Source organism: Streptomyces sp. NPDC042259, from assembly GCF_055582085.1.
In genome coordinates this window covers 106748-122974 of record NZ_JBVJDW010000010.1, presented here as the reverse complement: position 1 = coordinate 122974, position 16227 = coordinate 106748, and the positions used below count along the sequence as shown (strand labels likewise).

Sequence of the window (16227 nt, the reverse complement as noted above, 5' to 3'; positions counted from 1 at the left end):
CCTAGAGTGACTGGTAGACACGGATGGCCTCCTCCGTCGCCGTGCAGACCTTCCGCATGTAGCCCTCGCCGTCGGAGGCTTCCGCTTCCGCCGCGCGCAGCACCTCCTGGACGGCCACGTCCACGAGTTCGCCGATGTCGGGGTCCTCGGCCGGCCCGCCCTCGGGGCGGGAGGGCGGGAAGTCGTGGAAGTACTGGTCGAAGAAGGTGCGCAGATCGGCGGCCTCCACGGTGCGTGCCGTGTCCCGGCAGAGGTTTCCGCGCAGCTCGTACGGCAGTTGGCGCATCGCGGGCCCGTAGCCCAGGAGCACCATCCGGGGGGAGTCGTCCCCGCTCACGGCGGCGTGTTCGTAGATGGCCAGGGCGAGTTGTCCGATGCAGTCCCAGACATCGGAGTTCGGATCGAGTTCATCGCATTCGTCCAGGACCAGCCAGAAGTTGTCATCGGCGGCGGTCGCCCGGCTGACCACCCAGTGCGCGGCGTCGTCGATCGAGGGGAGGAGGTCGTTGAGTTCCGTCGGGTTCAGGGGGGTGATCCCCGCGCGGGGGTCCGCGACGAACTCGGCGAGGCGGCGGATCACCTTGTCCGCGGTGGCGATGCGCGAGAGCGTGACCCGCGCGGGCCGGAAGCCGCAGTGCTGGCCGACGTGGCGGATGAGGTTGTAGGTGTACGAACGGCCGCTGCCCTGCTCGCCGTCGACGAGCAGGACGCGCTTCTCGGGGTCCTCGACGAAGGCGCGCAGTGTCTCGCGCAGCCGCTGGCGGTCGATGAACGCCTCGGTCCCGTTCTTCAGCACACAGGTGCGGAAGTAGTCCTGGGAGGCGTGCGCGCGGGCGTCCTCGCGCAGCCGGTCCCGCAGCTCGGCCGCCTTGACGGCCTCCGGCAGGACGGCCAGCCGGTCGAGGCCCGCCACCACGTCGAGCAGGCGCACCTGCCGCTCGATGTCCTTGCGCGACGCCGCCACGAGGTTCCGCGCGTTCTCCCCGCTGACCGGTGTCAGCCGTAGCGCGCCCACGAACTCCGGGGGAAAGCCGTATACGGCGAGTTGGGCGTAGGGGTCGGGTGTGTCGAGAAGGTACTCCCGCACCCACGTCGTGACGAGGTCCCATTCCGTTTCGGCCAGCGGCATGCCGCACCTACCCTCCCGCGGAGGACTCGAAGAGCCGGCGGACCGGTTCCCGGACGGCGGGCGCGCCCAGGTACGGGGCGATGCCGTGGTGGTTGGCGCTGTCGTTGGTCACCAGCAGATCCGTGACCCGCTCCGACGGCGCGTACTCCGGCGCGAGGGTGTGGTCGAGTGCCACCACATCCCGCAGGTCGGAGGCGTTGCGCCAGGCCACCACGCCCACCGGGACCGCCGGGGGCCGGGCCAGCCGGTCACGCACCTCGGTGATCGCCAGCGGGGATCCGACGGTGACGAAGAGATCGACGTCCGTCTTCTCCTCGGTGAGCACCTCGTAGGCGACGATGGTGCCGAGGCTGTGGCCGACCACCACCAGGGGTGCGCCGTCCAGCCCGTCCAGCGCGTCCTTGACGACGTCGCGGATCGCCTGTCCCGCCTCGCTGAAGAAATAGGCGTGGACGTCCTTGAAGGTGTGCTTGACGAGCAGCCGGAACACCGGGTCGCGGACGACGCGCGGCAGCGGCAGCGCTTCGAGGGGGACGTCGGCACCGGTCTCCGCTCCGGTGCCGTCGGCCGTGTCCTCGGCGAGGGTGTCCGCGAAGTACGTCATGCCGCGCAGCCATCCGTCGAGTGCCCCGTCGCCCGTCGCGCCGGGGCCCGGCAGTCCCTCCGGCTCGGGGCCCGCCTCGGCCCGGGCCTGGGCGCGCACCTTCGCCACGAATTCCTCGGTGGGGTCGACGAGTGCGGTGACGGGCGTCTCCAGTGCCCCGTCCGGCGCCCCGTCCAGGGGGTCGGGCTGAAAATCGGGCAAGGGCGCGTCGTACCGGAGCGAGGCCCAGTACGCCATGCGGGAGGCGTCGGCCATGTCCTCGCCGAAAAGCGCCCTGTCCCATTGGGACTTGAGCAGTTCCGGGCGGACCTTGTTTCCGTTGCCGTGGACGTAGACGATCCTGGGTCGCATCACGCCTCCCGCGCCACATCGCACGTTTTCCCGTCACTCTCAGTATCGGCCCGCCCGGAAACGACCGCCAATCCGCGCCGCTCCCGCCGACGCGGCTACTCCCTGGTAGGAGGCCTAGCATGGGAGATATCAGCCGGGAGGCGATCCCCCATGACATTCGTACAGATAGTCGACTGCAAGACCCGCAGATATGACGACATGAACCGGCTCATGGACAACTGGCTGGAGGCGACCCAGGGAAAGCGCACGGCCACCCACTCCGTCGTCGGCCGGGACCGATCCGACGGTGACCACTATGTGGAAATCATAGAGTTCCCGTCCTATGAGCAGGCGATGGAGAACTCGAAACTGCCGGAGACCAATCGCATCTTCGAAGAGATGGCGGCGCTCTGCGAGGGAATGCCGACGTTCACCGATCTCGACGTGGTGCGCGACGAACAGCTCAACAAGGCGGCGGCCCGCCGTTTCTACGAGGAGATAGCCGTCGGCGGCGACCTCGATCTCGTCGACGAACTGTTCACCGACGACTACCGCGACCACGACATCTCCAAGGAGGAGGACACCACCGTCGGATCCGAGGTCATCAAGGCGGACGTGGCCGGCTGGCGCAAGGCGTTCGACTTCACCTTCACGATCGACAGCCAGGTGGCCGAAGGCGATCAGGTCGTCACCCGCTGGACGTGGCGCGGCACGCACAGGGACGCCTTCATGGGCATCCCGGCCACGGGCCGGACGGTGGACATGACCGGAGTCACGATCTTCGTCTTCCGTCACGGCAGGATCCGGGAAGGCTGGTGGACCTACGATCTGCTGCGCGTGATGCGCCAGGTCGGCGCGGTCCCGGCGTAACCGGCCCCGCCGGGGCGCGTCGGCGATTCAGAGCGCCGCGCGGACCGGCAGGGTGCGTGGGCCGCGGACCAGCAGTCCGGGGCGGTAGTCGAGGGCCGCCGGATCAGCGGCGAGGGACAGCTCGGGCAGCCCCGCGAAGAGCAGCGGCAGGGCGATGGCCGCTTCCAGGCGGGCCAGCCGCGATCCGAGGCAGAAGTGCGGGCCGTGCCCGAAGGCCACGTGGGCCGCGGCCCGGCCGGTGTCGGCGAGATAGCGGCCCGGCCGGAACGCGTCCGGCGCGGGGAAGTACTCCGGGTCGCGGTTGGCCGCGGCGAGGACGACGAGAACGGACGCGCCGGCCGGTATGACCGCCGCCCCGCCGAGGTCCACCCGTTCCGTCGTCCGCCGCCATGTCGTCCCTTCCAGGGGGCTCGCGTGCCGCAGGGCCTCCTCGGTCACGGCGGCCCAGCGGGCGGGCCCCGCCTGTCGCGCGGCGGCCAGTTCCCGGGGGTGCGTGAGCAGCAGCAGGGACGCGGAGGCGAGCAGATTCATGGTCGTCTCGTAGCCGGCGAACAGCAGCAGGAAGGCCATGGCCAGCAGCTCGCCGTCGTCGAGCCCGCCCTCTCCCGCGTCGCGGACCAAGGTGCTGAAGAGATCGTCGCCGGGGGTACGCCGCTTCCGCGCGATCAGCTCGGTGAAGTAGGCGTGCAGACTCGTCCACGCCTCGTCGACGGCGCCGGGTGCGAGCGCGTCGGCGGGCGATCCGACCCGGTACGTCCACGTCCGCAGGTCCGCGCGATCGGCCTCCGGCACCCCCAGCACTTCCCCGATCACCAGCACCGGCAGCGGGAAGGCGAAGGCGTCCACCAGGTCGACGCTCCCCTCGCGGGCGAGCCGCCCGGCGGTCTCGTCCACCAGGTCCGCGGTCAGCCGCTCGATGCGCGGCCGGAGCGCGTCGACCCGCCGCGGGGTGAAGGCCGCGGTGCTCAGCCGGCGCAGCCGGGTGTGATCGGGGGCGTCGGTGTTGAGCATGTGCCGGGCGAGGCAGCCGCGGGCGCGCTGCGCCGGGGAGTCGGGCTTGGGGCGGCCCGCGCCGCGCGGGGGGACGTTGGAGAAGCGCGGATCGGCGAGCACCTCGCGGGCCTGCCGGTAGCCGGTGACCAGCCAGGCGTGACTGCCGTTGGCCAGCGCCACCCGCGCCGCCGGGCCCTCCTCGCGCAGCCGCGCGTAGTAGGGGTAGGGGTCGCGTGCGAAGGCGGGATCCGCGGGGTTCAGGGCGTCGGGCACCCGCTCATCCTCACGCATCCCCGCCGCCCGGCCGAGGGCGGCCCCGGCCAGCAGCCCGGCACCCGGTCTGTACGGTTCCCACAAAGCGGCGCGACGGGACCGGCCGGATGTATACGCCGGTTTTCGGCGGTCCGGCGCCCGTGCCGGGGCGGCTGAATTCCCTTTGCCGCCCGAACGGCTTGTATTGACTTCCGTAGTGCCTTATGGAATTGATGGCACATTCGTCTGCGGACTCCCGCGCACCGCACTGCCGCGTAATCCCAACCCCTCGGCTTCCCTCTGCTTCCCTCTCCTTCCCGCAGCCCACGGCGCCCGGCAGGTCCCGCGCGCCGGAGCACGGCCCACGCCTACCCCCTGGGAGCGCCATGTCCAGAGTGCTTGTCACGTGCAGCGCGATAGCGGCGTTATGCACCCCGGCGTTGTCCACGCCGGCTTCGGCCGCCGGTTTCCCCGCGCCGCCCGACAAGATGGTGATCGAGATCGCCACCGTCAACGGCTCGGGCTGCCCGGCGGGTACCGCCGCGGTGGCCGTCTCACCCGACAACACCGCGTTCACCGTGACGTACAGCCAGTATCTCGCCCAGGTCGGCGTCGGGGCCAAGCCGACCGACTTCCGCAAGAACTGCCAGCTGAATCTGATCGTGCACGTTCCGCAGGGCTTCACCTACGCGATCGCCCAAGCCGATTACCGGGGCTTCGGGCATCTCGAGGAGGGTGCGACCGGCCTGCAGAAGGCTTCGTACTACTTCCAGGGGCAGTCCCAGACCACGGTCAACACTCACCCCCACAAGGGCCCCTTCCACGACGACTGGCAGGCCACCGACATCACGGACCTCGCCGCCCAGGTGTGGGCGCCGTGCGGGGAGCGCCGCAACTTCAACATCAACACCGAGCTGACCGTTTCCGCGGGCACCTCGGATCCGAAGAAGACCACGAGTTTCCTCGCGATGGATTCGACGGACGGTGCCATCAACACCGTCTACCGGCTCTCCTGGAAGGAGTGCCCCAGGAAGTAGGCGACGTGCGCCCGCCGCGGGAGCCCGCGGCGGGCGCACGTTCCCCTGCGCGTGGGTCTCGTGGGTCAGTCGACCCGCACTTCTTCCAGGCCCAGGTACATCACGCGCGGCTGGGCGGGGTTGAAGGCGATGGCGGAGATGCCGTCGTAGGTGTTGTGGGTCTTGGTGACCTTGCCCGTGGCGGCGTCGAGCCGGAAGAGGTCGGTGCCGTAGCCCTGGAAGTAGCTGCCGTACTCGAAGTAGAGCACGTCGGGGTCCACCGGGCTGGGGGCCAGCAGGGTGCCGTTGGTCAGCTTGGTGTCGGCCGAGTCGTCGACCACCTTGGTGAAGGTGCGGCCGCCGTCGGAGGAGCGGTAGAGGTGGCGGCCCCCGGCCGGCGTGCTCGGGGTGGCCTGGGCGAGGTCGAGTCCCAGGGCGTAGACCACCGAGGAGGAGGCGGGTGAGATGACGGCGTTGAAGAGGTTCGCGGATCCGCCCGGGCCGCTCAGGCCGGTCGACGCGGTCCAGGTGGCGCCGCCGTCGGTGGTCACCGCGCCGCCGCGCACCGTGCCGCCCGCGACGGCGTGGTCGAGGTCGGCGGGGTCGAAGGCGACGGTGTAGACCCCGGTCCCGGCCTCGAAGGCGGGGGTGCCGACGCGCCGCCAGCTCGCACCGGCGTCCGTCGAGTCGTACAGCACCCCGTCTCCACCGGCCAGACGCAGGTGGCCGGGGCGGGACCGGTCGGTGCCCAGGCCCATGATGGCGGTGGTCGGCGAGGTGAGCGGGGTGACCTTCTTGCCGTCCACCCGGGCGAGGTAGCCGCCGTTCAGCTCCCAGGCGAAGGCACGGCCGCCGGGGGCCGCGGTCAGATGGGTGAGGCCGGCGTCGAGGTCCGTGATCCGGGTCCAGGTGCAGCCCGCGTCGGTGGAGCGCTGGAGTTCGCTGTTGTGGGTGGCGAGCAGCGTGTTGGGGGTGTCCAGGGCGACCAGGCCGAAGGTGTAGCTGGTCGGCTTGAGGGGGACGGCGGTCGGCGTCAGCCGCGCACCCTCGTCCCGGGTGAAGGTGACGGCTCCGTCCCCGGTGACACGGGCGCAGGACGGGGCCGCCCAGACGGCGGAACCCGCCGCGAGGGCGGTGGTCGGCTGGGCAAGGGCGAAGACAGCGGCGGCCGTGGTGACGGCCGCACTGATCCGCTTCATGTTCTCTCCCTTGTGGGGTACAGGCATGGCGGTGCCGGCGCGGAAGGCGTTCGGTGATCATTTTCTAGTCGCCCCGGCCCGTGCGGCATAACGCTGCCGCCCGCCAATCTCGCTGTCTCGAAAGGCGCTTGACGTGTGTTCCGCGCCAATCGGACCACCGGTAACGCAGCGGAGTGAGCCGCTCCACGGTTTTCGCCGGCTGATCGGGGCCGTGGTCGTGGGAAGCGGCGGGGGAACGACGGGCCCGCGGAACGGGCGCCTCAGTCCTGGGCGCGCTGGGTGACGGGGGCGTCGGTGCGGTCGCCGAGGAACTCGTACCAGCGGCGCCGCAGACACACATAGCGGGTGTCGGCCTCGACCAGGTGGAGGAACGACGTCACCGCCTCCGTCAGCCGCTCCTGGAGTCCGGTGTCGGCCAGGTCGCCGTCATCGGTGAAGCCCTCGTGGGCCCGGGCGAGGCTGAACATGTCCGGGTACACGCGGGTGCCGAGGTGTTCGAGCGGGATCCGCAGCGCCCACAGTCCGCGGTTGCCGCCCACCAGGGACGGGGACGCGGAGACCAGCAGGGCGTGCTTGTCCTTGAACGGCTGCGGCCGGACCCGGGAGACCCAGTCGACGGCGTTCTTCAGGCCGCCGGGCAGCGAGGCGTTGTACTCCGGGGAGGCGATCACGAAGGCGTCGCACGCGGCCAACCGGTCGCGCAGCGCGAGGGTGCCCGCGGGGAGCCCCTCGGAGGCCTCGTCGTCGGCGTCGTAGACCGGCATGGGGAACTCCCCCAGCCGGGCGAGTTCGACGGCGGCACCCGTCTCCCCGACCAGCCGGGTGACGAGCGCGGCCAGGCGGGTGTTGAGCGAGTCCGCCCGCAGCGAGGCACTGAGCACCAGGACGCGCGTCGGGGCGGGTACGGCATCGTCGGTCATGGCCCGGGCCTTCCTCGTGACGGCCCCGCCGGTGGACGGGGCCGCGGCCGTCCCGTCGATCGTAGGCGAGCCGACGCCACGGCGCAGGGCGGTCGCACGCCGTACCGCCGGCATCACGTCCCGGCCGGCGGTGCGGCCGATGCCGGCAGGGGTGCCGTTCCGGCTCGCGCGCGGCGGCAGACCCGCTGGTCAGGAAGGTTTGACGCTCTCTTAAGCTGAGGGCATGCACCGGGGATTTTCCACACTCGACACCGCAGCCGGCTATCTGACCGTCGGCCTCGCGCTCCTGACCATAAGTTTCGTTCTGCCCTCCGGGTTCCTTCAGGGTGTGGCCTGTGGTGCGGGCATCGTGACCGCTCTGGTCGCGGCAACACGCATGGGCCGAGGCTCGGAGCAGCGCCGCCGGTGAAGCGGGGAAGCCGTACCCGTTCGACGTAGTGCACGGTCCGCCCGTTCGACGAGGCGACGGGCACCGGTCCGCGGGCATCGGTGCGCAGCTTCGCCACGGATGTCCGGCGTATGGCGTCTTTGTGTCAATCACCCCTCACCCCCTCCCCTGACCTGCACGAACTCGTTACGGTCCCTTTCAGCCCCGATCGTTGTCCCTCGCGATCACCGCATCAGGGCGGCCACCACCCAAGGGCCGCCCCTGCCCGGAAGGACCTCCGTGCGCGTACACCCCCGTCGTCGGGCGATGGCGGCCGTCATCGCCACCGCCCTCGCCACCCCCGTCCTGCTCGCGGCGGCCCCCGCCGGCGCGACACCCACGCCCGCGGACCGGCAGCACAGACAGGCGGAACAGCTCGCCAGAAAACTCGTCAAGGCGTCCTCGGGCAGGAGCGCCTACCGGCATCTCGAGAAGCTGCAGGAGATAGCCGACGACAACGACGGCAACCGGGCCGCCGGCACCGCCGGACACGAGGCGTCCTCCGCCTATGTGTACAAGCTGCTGAAGAAGGCCGGATACCGGGTCTCCTACCAGGACTTCGACATCTGGGAGGCCAAGACGCACACCGAGAAGCTGTCCGTCGTCTCCCCCGATCCGCGCACGCTGAACGTCGCGGCGTTCACGTTCACGCCCTCCACGCCGAAGGAAGGCCTGCGGGCCCCCATCGCCGCGGCCCGCGTGGACGCCACCCCGGGATGCGAGGCGGACGACTACGCGTCGCAGACGTTCACCGGGAAGATCGCCCTGGTCAAGCGCGGCACCTGCACCTTCGTGGAGAAGCAGCGGGCCGCCGCCGCGGCCGGCGCGATCGGCATCGTCGTCTACAACCACAGCGGTACCACCCCCGTCAAGGGTGGCTTCGGCAAGCCGTCCGAGGGCCTGATCCCGAGCGCCGGCATCACCCTGGCCGACGGCGAGGCGCTGGCCGCCGCGGCCGCCAAGGGCGAGGTCACCCTCTCGCTGACGCTCGATCAGGAACACATCAAGAAGAAGACCCGCAATGTCATCGCCGAGACCAGGGGCGGCGACGCCGACCACGTCGTCGCGCTCGGCAGCCACCTCGACTCGGTGCCCGAGGGGCCGGGCATCAACGACAACGGCTCCGGCTCCGCCGGTCTGCTGGAGGTCGCGCTGAAGCTCGCCGACCAGATCCGCTCCTCGGGCAAGCAGCCCACCAACAAGCTGCGGTTCGCCTGGTGGTCGGCCGAGGAAGGCGGGCTGCTGGGCTCCGACCACTACGTCGCCCAGCTCGACGAGAAGCAGCGCAAGCGCATAGCCCTTTACCTCAACTTCGACATGATCGCCTCGCCGAACGCGGCTCAGTTCGTCTACGACGGTGACGACTCCGACCACACGGGGTCGGGCCCCGGCCCCAAGGGCTCCGCGCAGATCGAGCGGCTGATCAACGGCTTCCTCGACCGCCGGGGCACGGCGCATGAGGGCACCGACTTCACCGGCCGCTCGGACTACGGCCCCTTCATCGCGGCCGGCATCCCGGCCGGCGGCACCTTCACCGGCGCCGAGGGCGTCAAGACCGAGGCGCAGGCCGCGAAGTACGGCGGCAAGGCCGGTGCCGCGTACGACCCGAACTACCACCAGGCCGGTGACACCCTGGAGAACGTGGACCTGAAGTTCTTCGACCGCAACATCGACGTCATCGCGCACGCGGTCGGCATCTACGCCCACGACCTCAGCTCGCTGGACGAGGCCGCGGGCGAGTAGGCCCCCCGGCGCCCGGGTGGCGCCGCCCCCACCGCCCCGCGCCACCGGGCCCCGACGCCCGGTGGCGCGGGGCCCTGGGTGTTCTACTGGAAGACATGCGACTTCTCGACGCGTACGACAGGGCGATGGGGGAATTCGACCGCCGGGTGCACGAGGTGGACCACGGCGGATGGACGGCGGCCACGCCGTGCACCGAGTGGTCGGTGCGGGACCTGGTCAACCATCTGACCGCCGAACACCTCTGGGCGCCGTGGCTGCTGCGCGGCGCCACCCTGGCCGAGGTCGGCGACCGCTTCGACGGCGACGTGCTCGGGGACCACCCCCGGCGCGCCTGGGAGCGGGCCGCGGCGGCGTCACGCGAGGCCTTCCACACGCCCGGGGCGCTGGACGGCGAGGTGCACACCAGCGCCGGGCCCGGCGCCGCGAGCGACTACGCGTGGCAGATGGTCGGCGACCTCACGGTGCACGCCTGGGACCTGGCGCGCGGCACCGGCGGCGACGACCGGCTCGACGAGGAACTCGTCCGGGCCGTGTACGCGACGGTGGAGCCCCAGGCGGAGAGCTGGCAGGGGGCGGGCATCTTCGCCCCGCCCGTCGCGGTGCCGGCAAACTCCCCCGTCCAGGACCGCCTGATCGCCCTCCTGGGCCGGCGGCCATGACGCCGGGCGCGGCCGCCCAACGGTCCGGCGGCCGGCCCGCGCCCGTCCACGGCACCGGTCAGATCGGGTCGTCCTTCGCCATCCGCCGGACGCCCGGCAGATGGTCGTCCAGCTCGCCGGGCTCGAACCGGCACATGCCCACGACATGCCAGAACTCGCCCGCTATGTCGCCGTCGTACTTGTAACCGCCCGGGGGCGTCAGCGCCGCCCAGCCGCCCGGCACGCCGATCAGCGTGGCGCGCGGTGCCGGTTCGCCCTCGGCGGGCACGCTCCACAGCCGTACGGTGCCGTCCTCGCCGCCACTGGCCAGCAATGCGCCGTCGGGGCTGAAGGCGACGGCGAGGACGCGGCCCGTGTGCCCGGTCAGCTGCCCGCTCTCGCGGCCGTCGAGGGGGTTCCACAGCCGTACGACCCGGTCGTCCCCGGCCGTGGCCAGCAGCGGGCGGCTCGGGTGGGCGGCGGCGGTCCACAACCGGCCCGAGTGACCGGCCAGCCGGTGCCGGGCCCTGCCGTCCCGCCAGACGATGGCCTGCCCGTCCCACGAGGCACTGGCCAGCCAGTCCTCGCCGGGCCCGAAGACCACCGCGTACACCCGGTCGGTATGGCCGTCGAGTTCGGCGGTCAGACGGTGCTCCGCGAGGTCCCACAGCCGGACGGACCGGTCGTCGCAGCCGGTGGCCAGCAGGGTGCCGTCCGCCCGGAAGGCGATCGAGCGGACCCGCCCCCGGTGCTGGGCGAACGTCGCCACGTGGGCGCCCGTGCTGCGGTACCACAGCCGCACGGTGTCGTCGTCGTTGGCGGTGGCGAGTATCTCGCCGTCGGCGCTGAAGGCCTCCGCCCACACATGGTCGGTCTCCGCGTCGATCTCGCGTTGGTACTCCCCCGTGAGGGTGTTCCACAGGTAGACGTCACCGTCGCTGCTCGACGTCGCCAGGACGGGCCCCGCCGGGTTGAACACCGCCGAGACCAGCCGGTCGTTGTGGCCGGCCAGTTCGCGCGTCCGCCGGCCGGTCGCGGGGTCCCAGAGCCGGACCAGGCCGTCGTTGCCGCACGCGGCCAGGTGGGTGCCGTCGGCGCTGAACGCCAGACCGGTGACCTTGCGCCCGTGGCCGCGCAGGATCCGCCGGCCCTGGCCGGTCGAGGTGTCCCACAGCCGCACCACGCCGTCGTTGCCGACGGTCACCAGCAGCGGGCCGGACTCCTGGGCGCCGGTACCGTCACCGGGGCGGAACCGGCAGGCCCAGACGGACCCCTGGTGGTCGGGGGGCCGTTGCCGCAGCGGGGCGGCCGACCAGCCCTCGGGCCGCTGGGCGACCCGCCACAGACGGACCGCGCCGTCGCTCCCGCCGGCCGCCAGCACCGTGCCCTCGGGGTCGAACACCACTTGGTACACGGCCCCGGCGACCTCCAGGGGGTCCCCGACGGGGGTGCCGGCCACCGGGTCCCACAGCCGCACCCGGCCGTCGGTGTCGCCACTGGCCAGCAGCCGGCCGCACCGGTGGAAGTCCAGGGTGTAGACGCGGCCCGTGTGGCCCGTCAGTTCGTGGCGCAGCCGCAGGTCCGCCACGTCCCAGACGCGCACCGTGCCGTGGTCGTCGTCGCCCATGTCGCCGGTGGCCACCAGCGTGCCGTCGGGGCTGAACCGCGCGCGGTAGGCGGCCCCGCGGTGGCCTTCGAGTTCGCCGAGGAGACGGCCGGAGGGGACGTCCCACAACCGGACGGACGCGGCGGCGTCGCCGGTGACCAGGAGGCCGCCGTCCGGGCTGAACACCGCGGTGTAGACGGGGGCCCGGTGGCCGGGCAGCCGGTGGGTCACCGTCCCGTCGGCGGTGTCCCAGAGAGTGACGGTGCCCTCGGCGTCACCGGTGGCGAGGCGGTCGCCGGAGGCGTCGAGGGAGACCGGCCACACCCCGTCGGGGTGCACGCGCAGCAGGTGGCGGCAGGTACCGGCGATGGGGTCCCACAGCCGCACGACGCCGTCCGCGCCGCCGGTGGCGAGCACCCGGCCGCGGAACTTCACGGCGTAGACCCGGCCCAGGTGTCCCTGCAGGGTGCGCAGGGCGGTTCCGGTGGCGGCGTCACACACCAGCACGCCGCCGTCCTCGCTGCCGAGGGCGAGGAGTTCGCCGCCGGGGCTGTAGGAGACGGGTTCGGGCAGCCGGCTGGTGCGCATGTCGAAGCCGTACGGGACGCCGACCGCGGCGGGCCGGAACCCGGTGCCGGCGGACAGGCCGGGCACGATGGCGGCCATGCTCAGCTCCCCGGTGGCCGCGGCGCCGGGATCGGTCACGGCGTTGATCAGGGCCGCCTGGTGCCAGCGGCTGCCGTCGAGCCGGGCACCGCGCAGATCGGTGCCGATCAGCCGGGCGCCGCGCACGTCGGCGCCGCGCAGGTCCGCGCCGGCGAGATGGGCGTCGTCGAGCCGGGCACCGGTGAGGCGGGTGCCGCGCAGGACGGCCCCGGACAGGTCGGCCCCGACGAGGCTGGCGTCGGTGAGGTCGGCGCGGGTGAGGTCGACGCCGGAGAAGTCGCGGTAGGAGAGGTCCTCGCCGGCGAGGAGGGCGCCGCGCAGATCGGTGTGCGCGGGCACCCGGAGTCTGCTGAGGATCTTCACGGCGTTGGCCCGGGCGGTCTCGTCGTCCTCGCAGGCGCGGTCGGCCTCCGGCGCGGTGCCGTCGGCCAGGGCCCGTTCCGCCCATTGCTGGCACGCCCGGTGGTCGGCGAGGTCGCAGAGGAACTCGACCGCCAGCTGGCTCAGCGGGCGGCGGGCGAGCAGCCCGACCTCGCTCCGGTCGCCGTGGCCGAGCCGGGTGGCGGCCTCCCGGGCGACCAGCCACTCGACGACGGAGCCGTGGATGAACTGGAACAGGCCCTCGTCGGTGCGTACCAGGAGGCTGCCGGAGCCGACGGCGTGCGCGGCCTGGCCGACGGACAGTCTGCTGTCGGCCAGGCCGCTCAGCACCTCCGCCACGTCGGTCAGCTCGTCCAGGCGCAGGGCGCCCTCGCCGCTCTCCCACAGGCGCAGGGCGAGGGTCGTCACCGCCCGCCAGAGCTGTCGCAGGGTGAGCCCGGGGTGGCTGCCGGCGCTTCCCTGGCCGCGCCGTTCCTCGAAGCGGAGCCAGGAGGTGAAGACCTCTTCGTAGAGCCCGGCGGGGCTGAGGGCGCGGCCCGCGCCCGCGACCGCGCGCAGCCGTTCGTGGTCGAGGTCGGCGACGAAGCTGAGCAGGCGGGGGTTGCGGCAGAGGGCGAACAGGTCGGGGATGCCTTCGAGCAGCCGGACCCGGCGGTCGGCGGCGTGTTCGTCGCCGTAGCGGTTGACGAGGTAGGTGCGGATCTGGCGCGGGGAGAACTCCTGCAGGGCGAGGACGCGGCGCTGCGGGAGCAGCCCGACGCGCTCGCCGAGCGCGGTGAGCACCTGGGCCTGGGACCTGAAGTGCTGGGTGCGGCTGCTGACCACGATCTTGGCGTTGTCCACCGCGGCGTCGAGCAGTACTTGGAGGTGGTCGGCGGCTCGGTCGTAGCTGACCTGGTTGACCAACTCGTCGAAGCCGTCGAAGAGCAGGACGATGCGGCCCTGCCGGAGCATGTAGCGGAAGGCGCGCAGGTCGATGGTGTCGACGCCGTGGCTCGCCAGGTGGGCGGCGACGAGCCCGTCGAGGGTGTGGGCCTTGTCGAGGGCGCTCAGCTGGATCAGCAGGGGGATCAGATGGGGCAGTTCCTCGGGGAGGCGGCGGGCGAGTTCGCGCAGTCCGAAGGTCTTGCCGTGCCCGAAGTCGCCGAGGAGGAGGACGAAGCGGCCGTGGTCGGCTTCGAGCAGCCGCAGGAGGTCTTCCACGAGGCCGTCGCGCTCCGCGCCGCCGAGGCGTTCGATCTCGCGGTAGCGCTGGGGGAGGTACAGGCTCGGCTGGTACTGGAGGTCGGTGCTCAGCCGCTCGGTCTGGGCGGCCACGTAGCCGCGCAGGTCGAGCAGTCCCTGGAACTCGGTGAAGCTGCGGACGAGGACGCCCCGGCGGCGGGCGCGCTCGCGCAGTTCGCGCGGGGGCGGCGGGCCGTCGTGGACGAGTTCGGCGTCGGGTTCGGTGTCGGAGGCGTAGATGTGGTCGATGAAGCGGTCGACGTCCTCCTCCCGGGGGGTGCCGACGCAGACGGCCACGCGCTGCTGGCGGACGAAGCCGGATTCGGTCCAGGTGGCGAGCAGGCCCGGCACGTCGCCGGGCAGGCGGCGCAGTTGGACGCCTTCGTGCCGGATGCGGCAGACGTCCTTGACGCGGGCGATGAGGGCGTCGAGCGGGCCCTCGACGGTCCGGGCCTCCGGTCCGGCGGGGGCGGGCCGGGTGCCGTCCTCGGCGGCCGGTGCGCCGGGGGCGGTCCCGGCGGTCGCGGGGGCTTCGGTGCCGGGGGCGGCCGGCGGCTGCGGCGGTCCGAAGGCCCGCCGGGCGCCGCGCCACTGTGCGGCGTAGTGCCAGGGCTCCCGCCCGGGGCGCTCCGGCCAGCGGGTCAGGCCGTCGCGGGTGACGCGGAGCAGTTGGTGCCGGGCGGGGGCGGCGGCGCCGAGGACGGGCAGTTCGCCGGCGGCGAGGGGCAGTGCGGCGGCGGTGGGCGTGGCGTCGGCGGCCCGTGGGTCGCCGGCCGGGCCGTGCAGCAGCAGATGCAGCCGGGGGCCGGTGAGGCGGGCGAGTACGTCGCTGTCGCGCAGGGGCGCGGTGCCGGAGCGGCGGGCGCCCCCGCCGGGGCCGCCGTCGTAGCCCCGGCGGGGGGTGGGTCCGCTGTCGCGGGGCCGGTCTGGGGCGGCCCCGTCGAGCGGCCGCAGGGCGCCCGGCGGGTGGCGCAGGGCGCCGAGGCGCAGCCAGCCCTCCTGTTCGTAGGGGCGCAGGGCCTGGGCGAACCAGGCGGCCTGTTCCGGGCCGAGCCGGCCGTACTGGTCCTCGGGGCGGTGGCTGTAGGCCATCGAGGAGTTGATCCCGGCGACGACGGTGCGCAGGGCGGGGACGGGGAACAGCGTCCAGGGCTGGTCGCTGTCGAAGACGGCGTCGAGGCCCTGGTAGAGCTCCTGGAACAGCCGGGCGTAGTGGCGCCACTTGGGCCAGTAGGGCGGGCGGGGCTGCATCTCGTCGGCTTCGCAGGTGCTGAAGTAGGCGCGGCAGGCGGCCTGGCTGACGTCCTGTCCGCCGGGGACGACCGCGAGCCGGTCGGCCGCGAGGCCGAGCCGGGAGCGCAGCCCCGTCAGGAAGGTCAGCGCCTGGTCGCATTCGCGCGGGCTGCCGGAGGCGGTGAGGTCGCCGGTGACGACGAGGAGGTCGGGCGCGGGGGCACCGGCGTCGGTGAGTTCGACGAGGTCGCCCCAGACGGCGGCCTGCAGATCGGCGGGGTCCGCGCCGCGGCCGAAGCCGGGGCCGGCCAGGTGGAGCACGGAGACGGCTTCCCTGGCGTGGTTCTCCTCGGCGGCCTGCGGGTAGCCGGGCGCCGTCGCGGGGCGGCGCCGGCCCGCCCAGCCGGGGCTGCCGAGCTGCCGGTCGGACAGCGGCCGGGGGACGCTCGCGATGGCGCCGGGGGCGGGGGCCGCGCCCGGCCCGCCGGGGAAGCCGGGGTGCTCGGCGGGCCGGGCCCGCCCGTCCAGCGCCTGGCCGACGCGGGTGAGCAGCAGATCGCGCGCGGCGCCGGTGTCGTGGACGGCGACCAGGTCGACGTAGGTGATCGTGGCGAGCAGGCCCTCGACGGGGATGTCCTCGACGCGGACGGTGATCAGCCGGCGCTCCGGGGCGTCGGGGTCGGCGCGCAGCGCGGCCTGCCACTCCATCCGGCCGTAGCGGGAGCGCTCGTAGTTGCGGGAGAGGACGGCGATGACGGCGACGGACTCGCTGACGCCGCGGTCCATGAAATCGACGAAGTTGGTTCCGGGCACGAAGTCCCAGGCCTGGATGACGGTGCGGTACCCGGCTTCCTCCAGGGTCCACGCTATCCAGGCCGCCCAGCGCTCGTCGGCCGGGGAGTAGCTGATGAAGAAGTCCAACGGCCGCTGCTGTCCCGCGAGTTCCTGGCGTAGGACCATGGACCCCATCTTATGCGCCGGGTCACTCGCGGTCAC

The 16227-nt window shown here is 72.9% G+C and carries 11 protein-coding genes; 5 read left to right on the top strand and 6 right to left on the bottom strand.

Annotated features, from left to right (window positions below):
* Window position 1: 1 nt before the first annotated feature.
* A complete protein-coding gene (locus ACZ6MA_RS24865) occupies window positions 2-1129 on the bottom strand; it encodes a hypothetical protein (protein WP_469436147.1) in 1128 nt (375 codons plus the stop codon).
* 7 nt (window positions 1130-1136) lie between these two features.
* Entirely contained in the window at window positions 1137-2084 is a 948-nt protein-coding gene (locus ACZ6MA_RS24860) for a hypothetical protein (protein WP_469436146.1), read from the bottom strand.
* 150 nt (window positions 2085-2234) lie between these two features.
* On the opposite strand from ACZ6MA_RS24860, the gene ACZ6MA_RS24855 reads away from it, so the two are divergent.
* A complete protein-coding gene (locus ACZ6MA_RS24855) occupies window positions 2235-2933 on the top strand; it encodes an ester cyclase (RefSeq protein ID WP_469436145.1) in 699 nt (232 codons plus the stop codon).
* A 27-nt stretch (window positions 2934-2960) separates the two neighbouring features.
* Here ACZ6MA_RS24855 and ACZ6MA_RS24850 read toward each other — a convergent pair whose 3' ends face one another.
* Window positions 2961-4199, bottom strand: coding sequence for a cytochrome P450 family protein (locus ACZ6MA_RS24850; protein WP_469436144.1), 1239 nt, complete (start codon window positions 4197-4199; stop codon window positions 2961-2963).
* Between the two features lie 365 nt (window positions 4200-4564).
* On the opposite strand from ACZ6MA_RS24850, the gene ACZ6MA_RS24845 reads away from it, so the two are divergent.
* Complete coding sequence (locus tag ACZ6MA_RS24845; protein WP_469436143.1) at window positions 4565-5215, top strand: DUF4360 domain-containing protein; 651 nt, start codon at window positions 4565-4567, stop codon at window positions 5213-5215.
* 65 nt (window positions 5216-5280) lie between these two features.
* On the opposite strand, the gene ACZ6MA_RS24840 is transcribed toward ACZ6MA_RS24845, so the two are convergent.
* Both ACZ6MA_RS24840 and ACZ6MA_RS24835 read right to left on the bottom strand, forming a co-directional pair.
* Entirely contained in the window at window positions 5281-6393 is a 1113-nt protein-coding gene (locus ACZ6MA_RS24840; protein WP_469436142.1) for a WD40/YVTN/BNR-like repeat-containing protein, read from the bottom strand.
* A gap of 260 nt (window positions 6394-6653) precedes the next feature.
* Window positions 6654-7313, bottom strand: coding sequence for an NADPH-dependent FMN reductase (locus ACZ6MA_RS24835; RefSeq protein WP_469436141.1), 660 nt, complete (start codon window positions 7311-7313; stop codon window positions 6654-6656).
* Between the two features lie 223 nt (window positions 7314-7536).
* Here ACZ6MA_RS24835 and ACZ6MA_RS24830 point away from each other — a divergent pair, with 223 nt between their 5' ends.
* The 3 genes from ACZ6MA_RS24830 (at window position 7537) to ACZ6MA_RS24820 (ending at window position 10142) form a co-directional block, all read left to right on the top strand.
* Window positions 7537-7722, top strand: coding sequence for a hypothetical protein (locus ACZ6MA_RS24830; RefSeq protein WP_469436140.1), 186 nt, complete (start codon window positions 7537-7539; stop codon window positions 7720-7722).
* Window positions 7723-8007: 285 nt separating this feature from the next.
* Window positions 8008-9483, top strand: a complete 1476-nt coding sequence (locus ACZ6MA_RS24825) for a M28 family metallopeptidase (RefSeq protein WP_469436332.1) — start codon at window positions 8008-8010, stop codon at window positions 9481-9483.
* Between the two features lie 95 nt (window positions 9484-9578).
* Window positions 9579-10142, top strand: a complete 564-nt coding sequence (locus tag ACZ6MA_RS24820; protein ID WP_469436139.1) for a TIGR03086 family metal-binding protein — start codon at window positions 9579-9581, stop codon at window positions 10140-10142.
* A 58-nt stretch (window positions 10143-10200) separates the two neighbouring features.
* Here ACZ6MA_RS24820 and ACZ6MA_RS24815 read toward each other — a convergent pair whose 3' ends face one another.
* Complete coding sequence (locus tag ACZ6MA_RS24815) at window positions 10201-16191, bottom strand: WD40 domain-containing protein (RefSeq protein WP_469436138.1); 5991 nt, start codon at window positions 16189-16191, stop codon at window positions 10201-10203.
* Window positions 16192-16227: the final 36 nt, after the last annotated feature.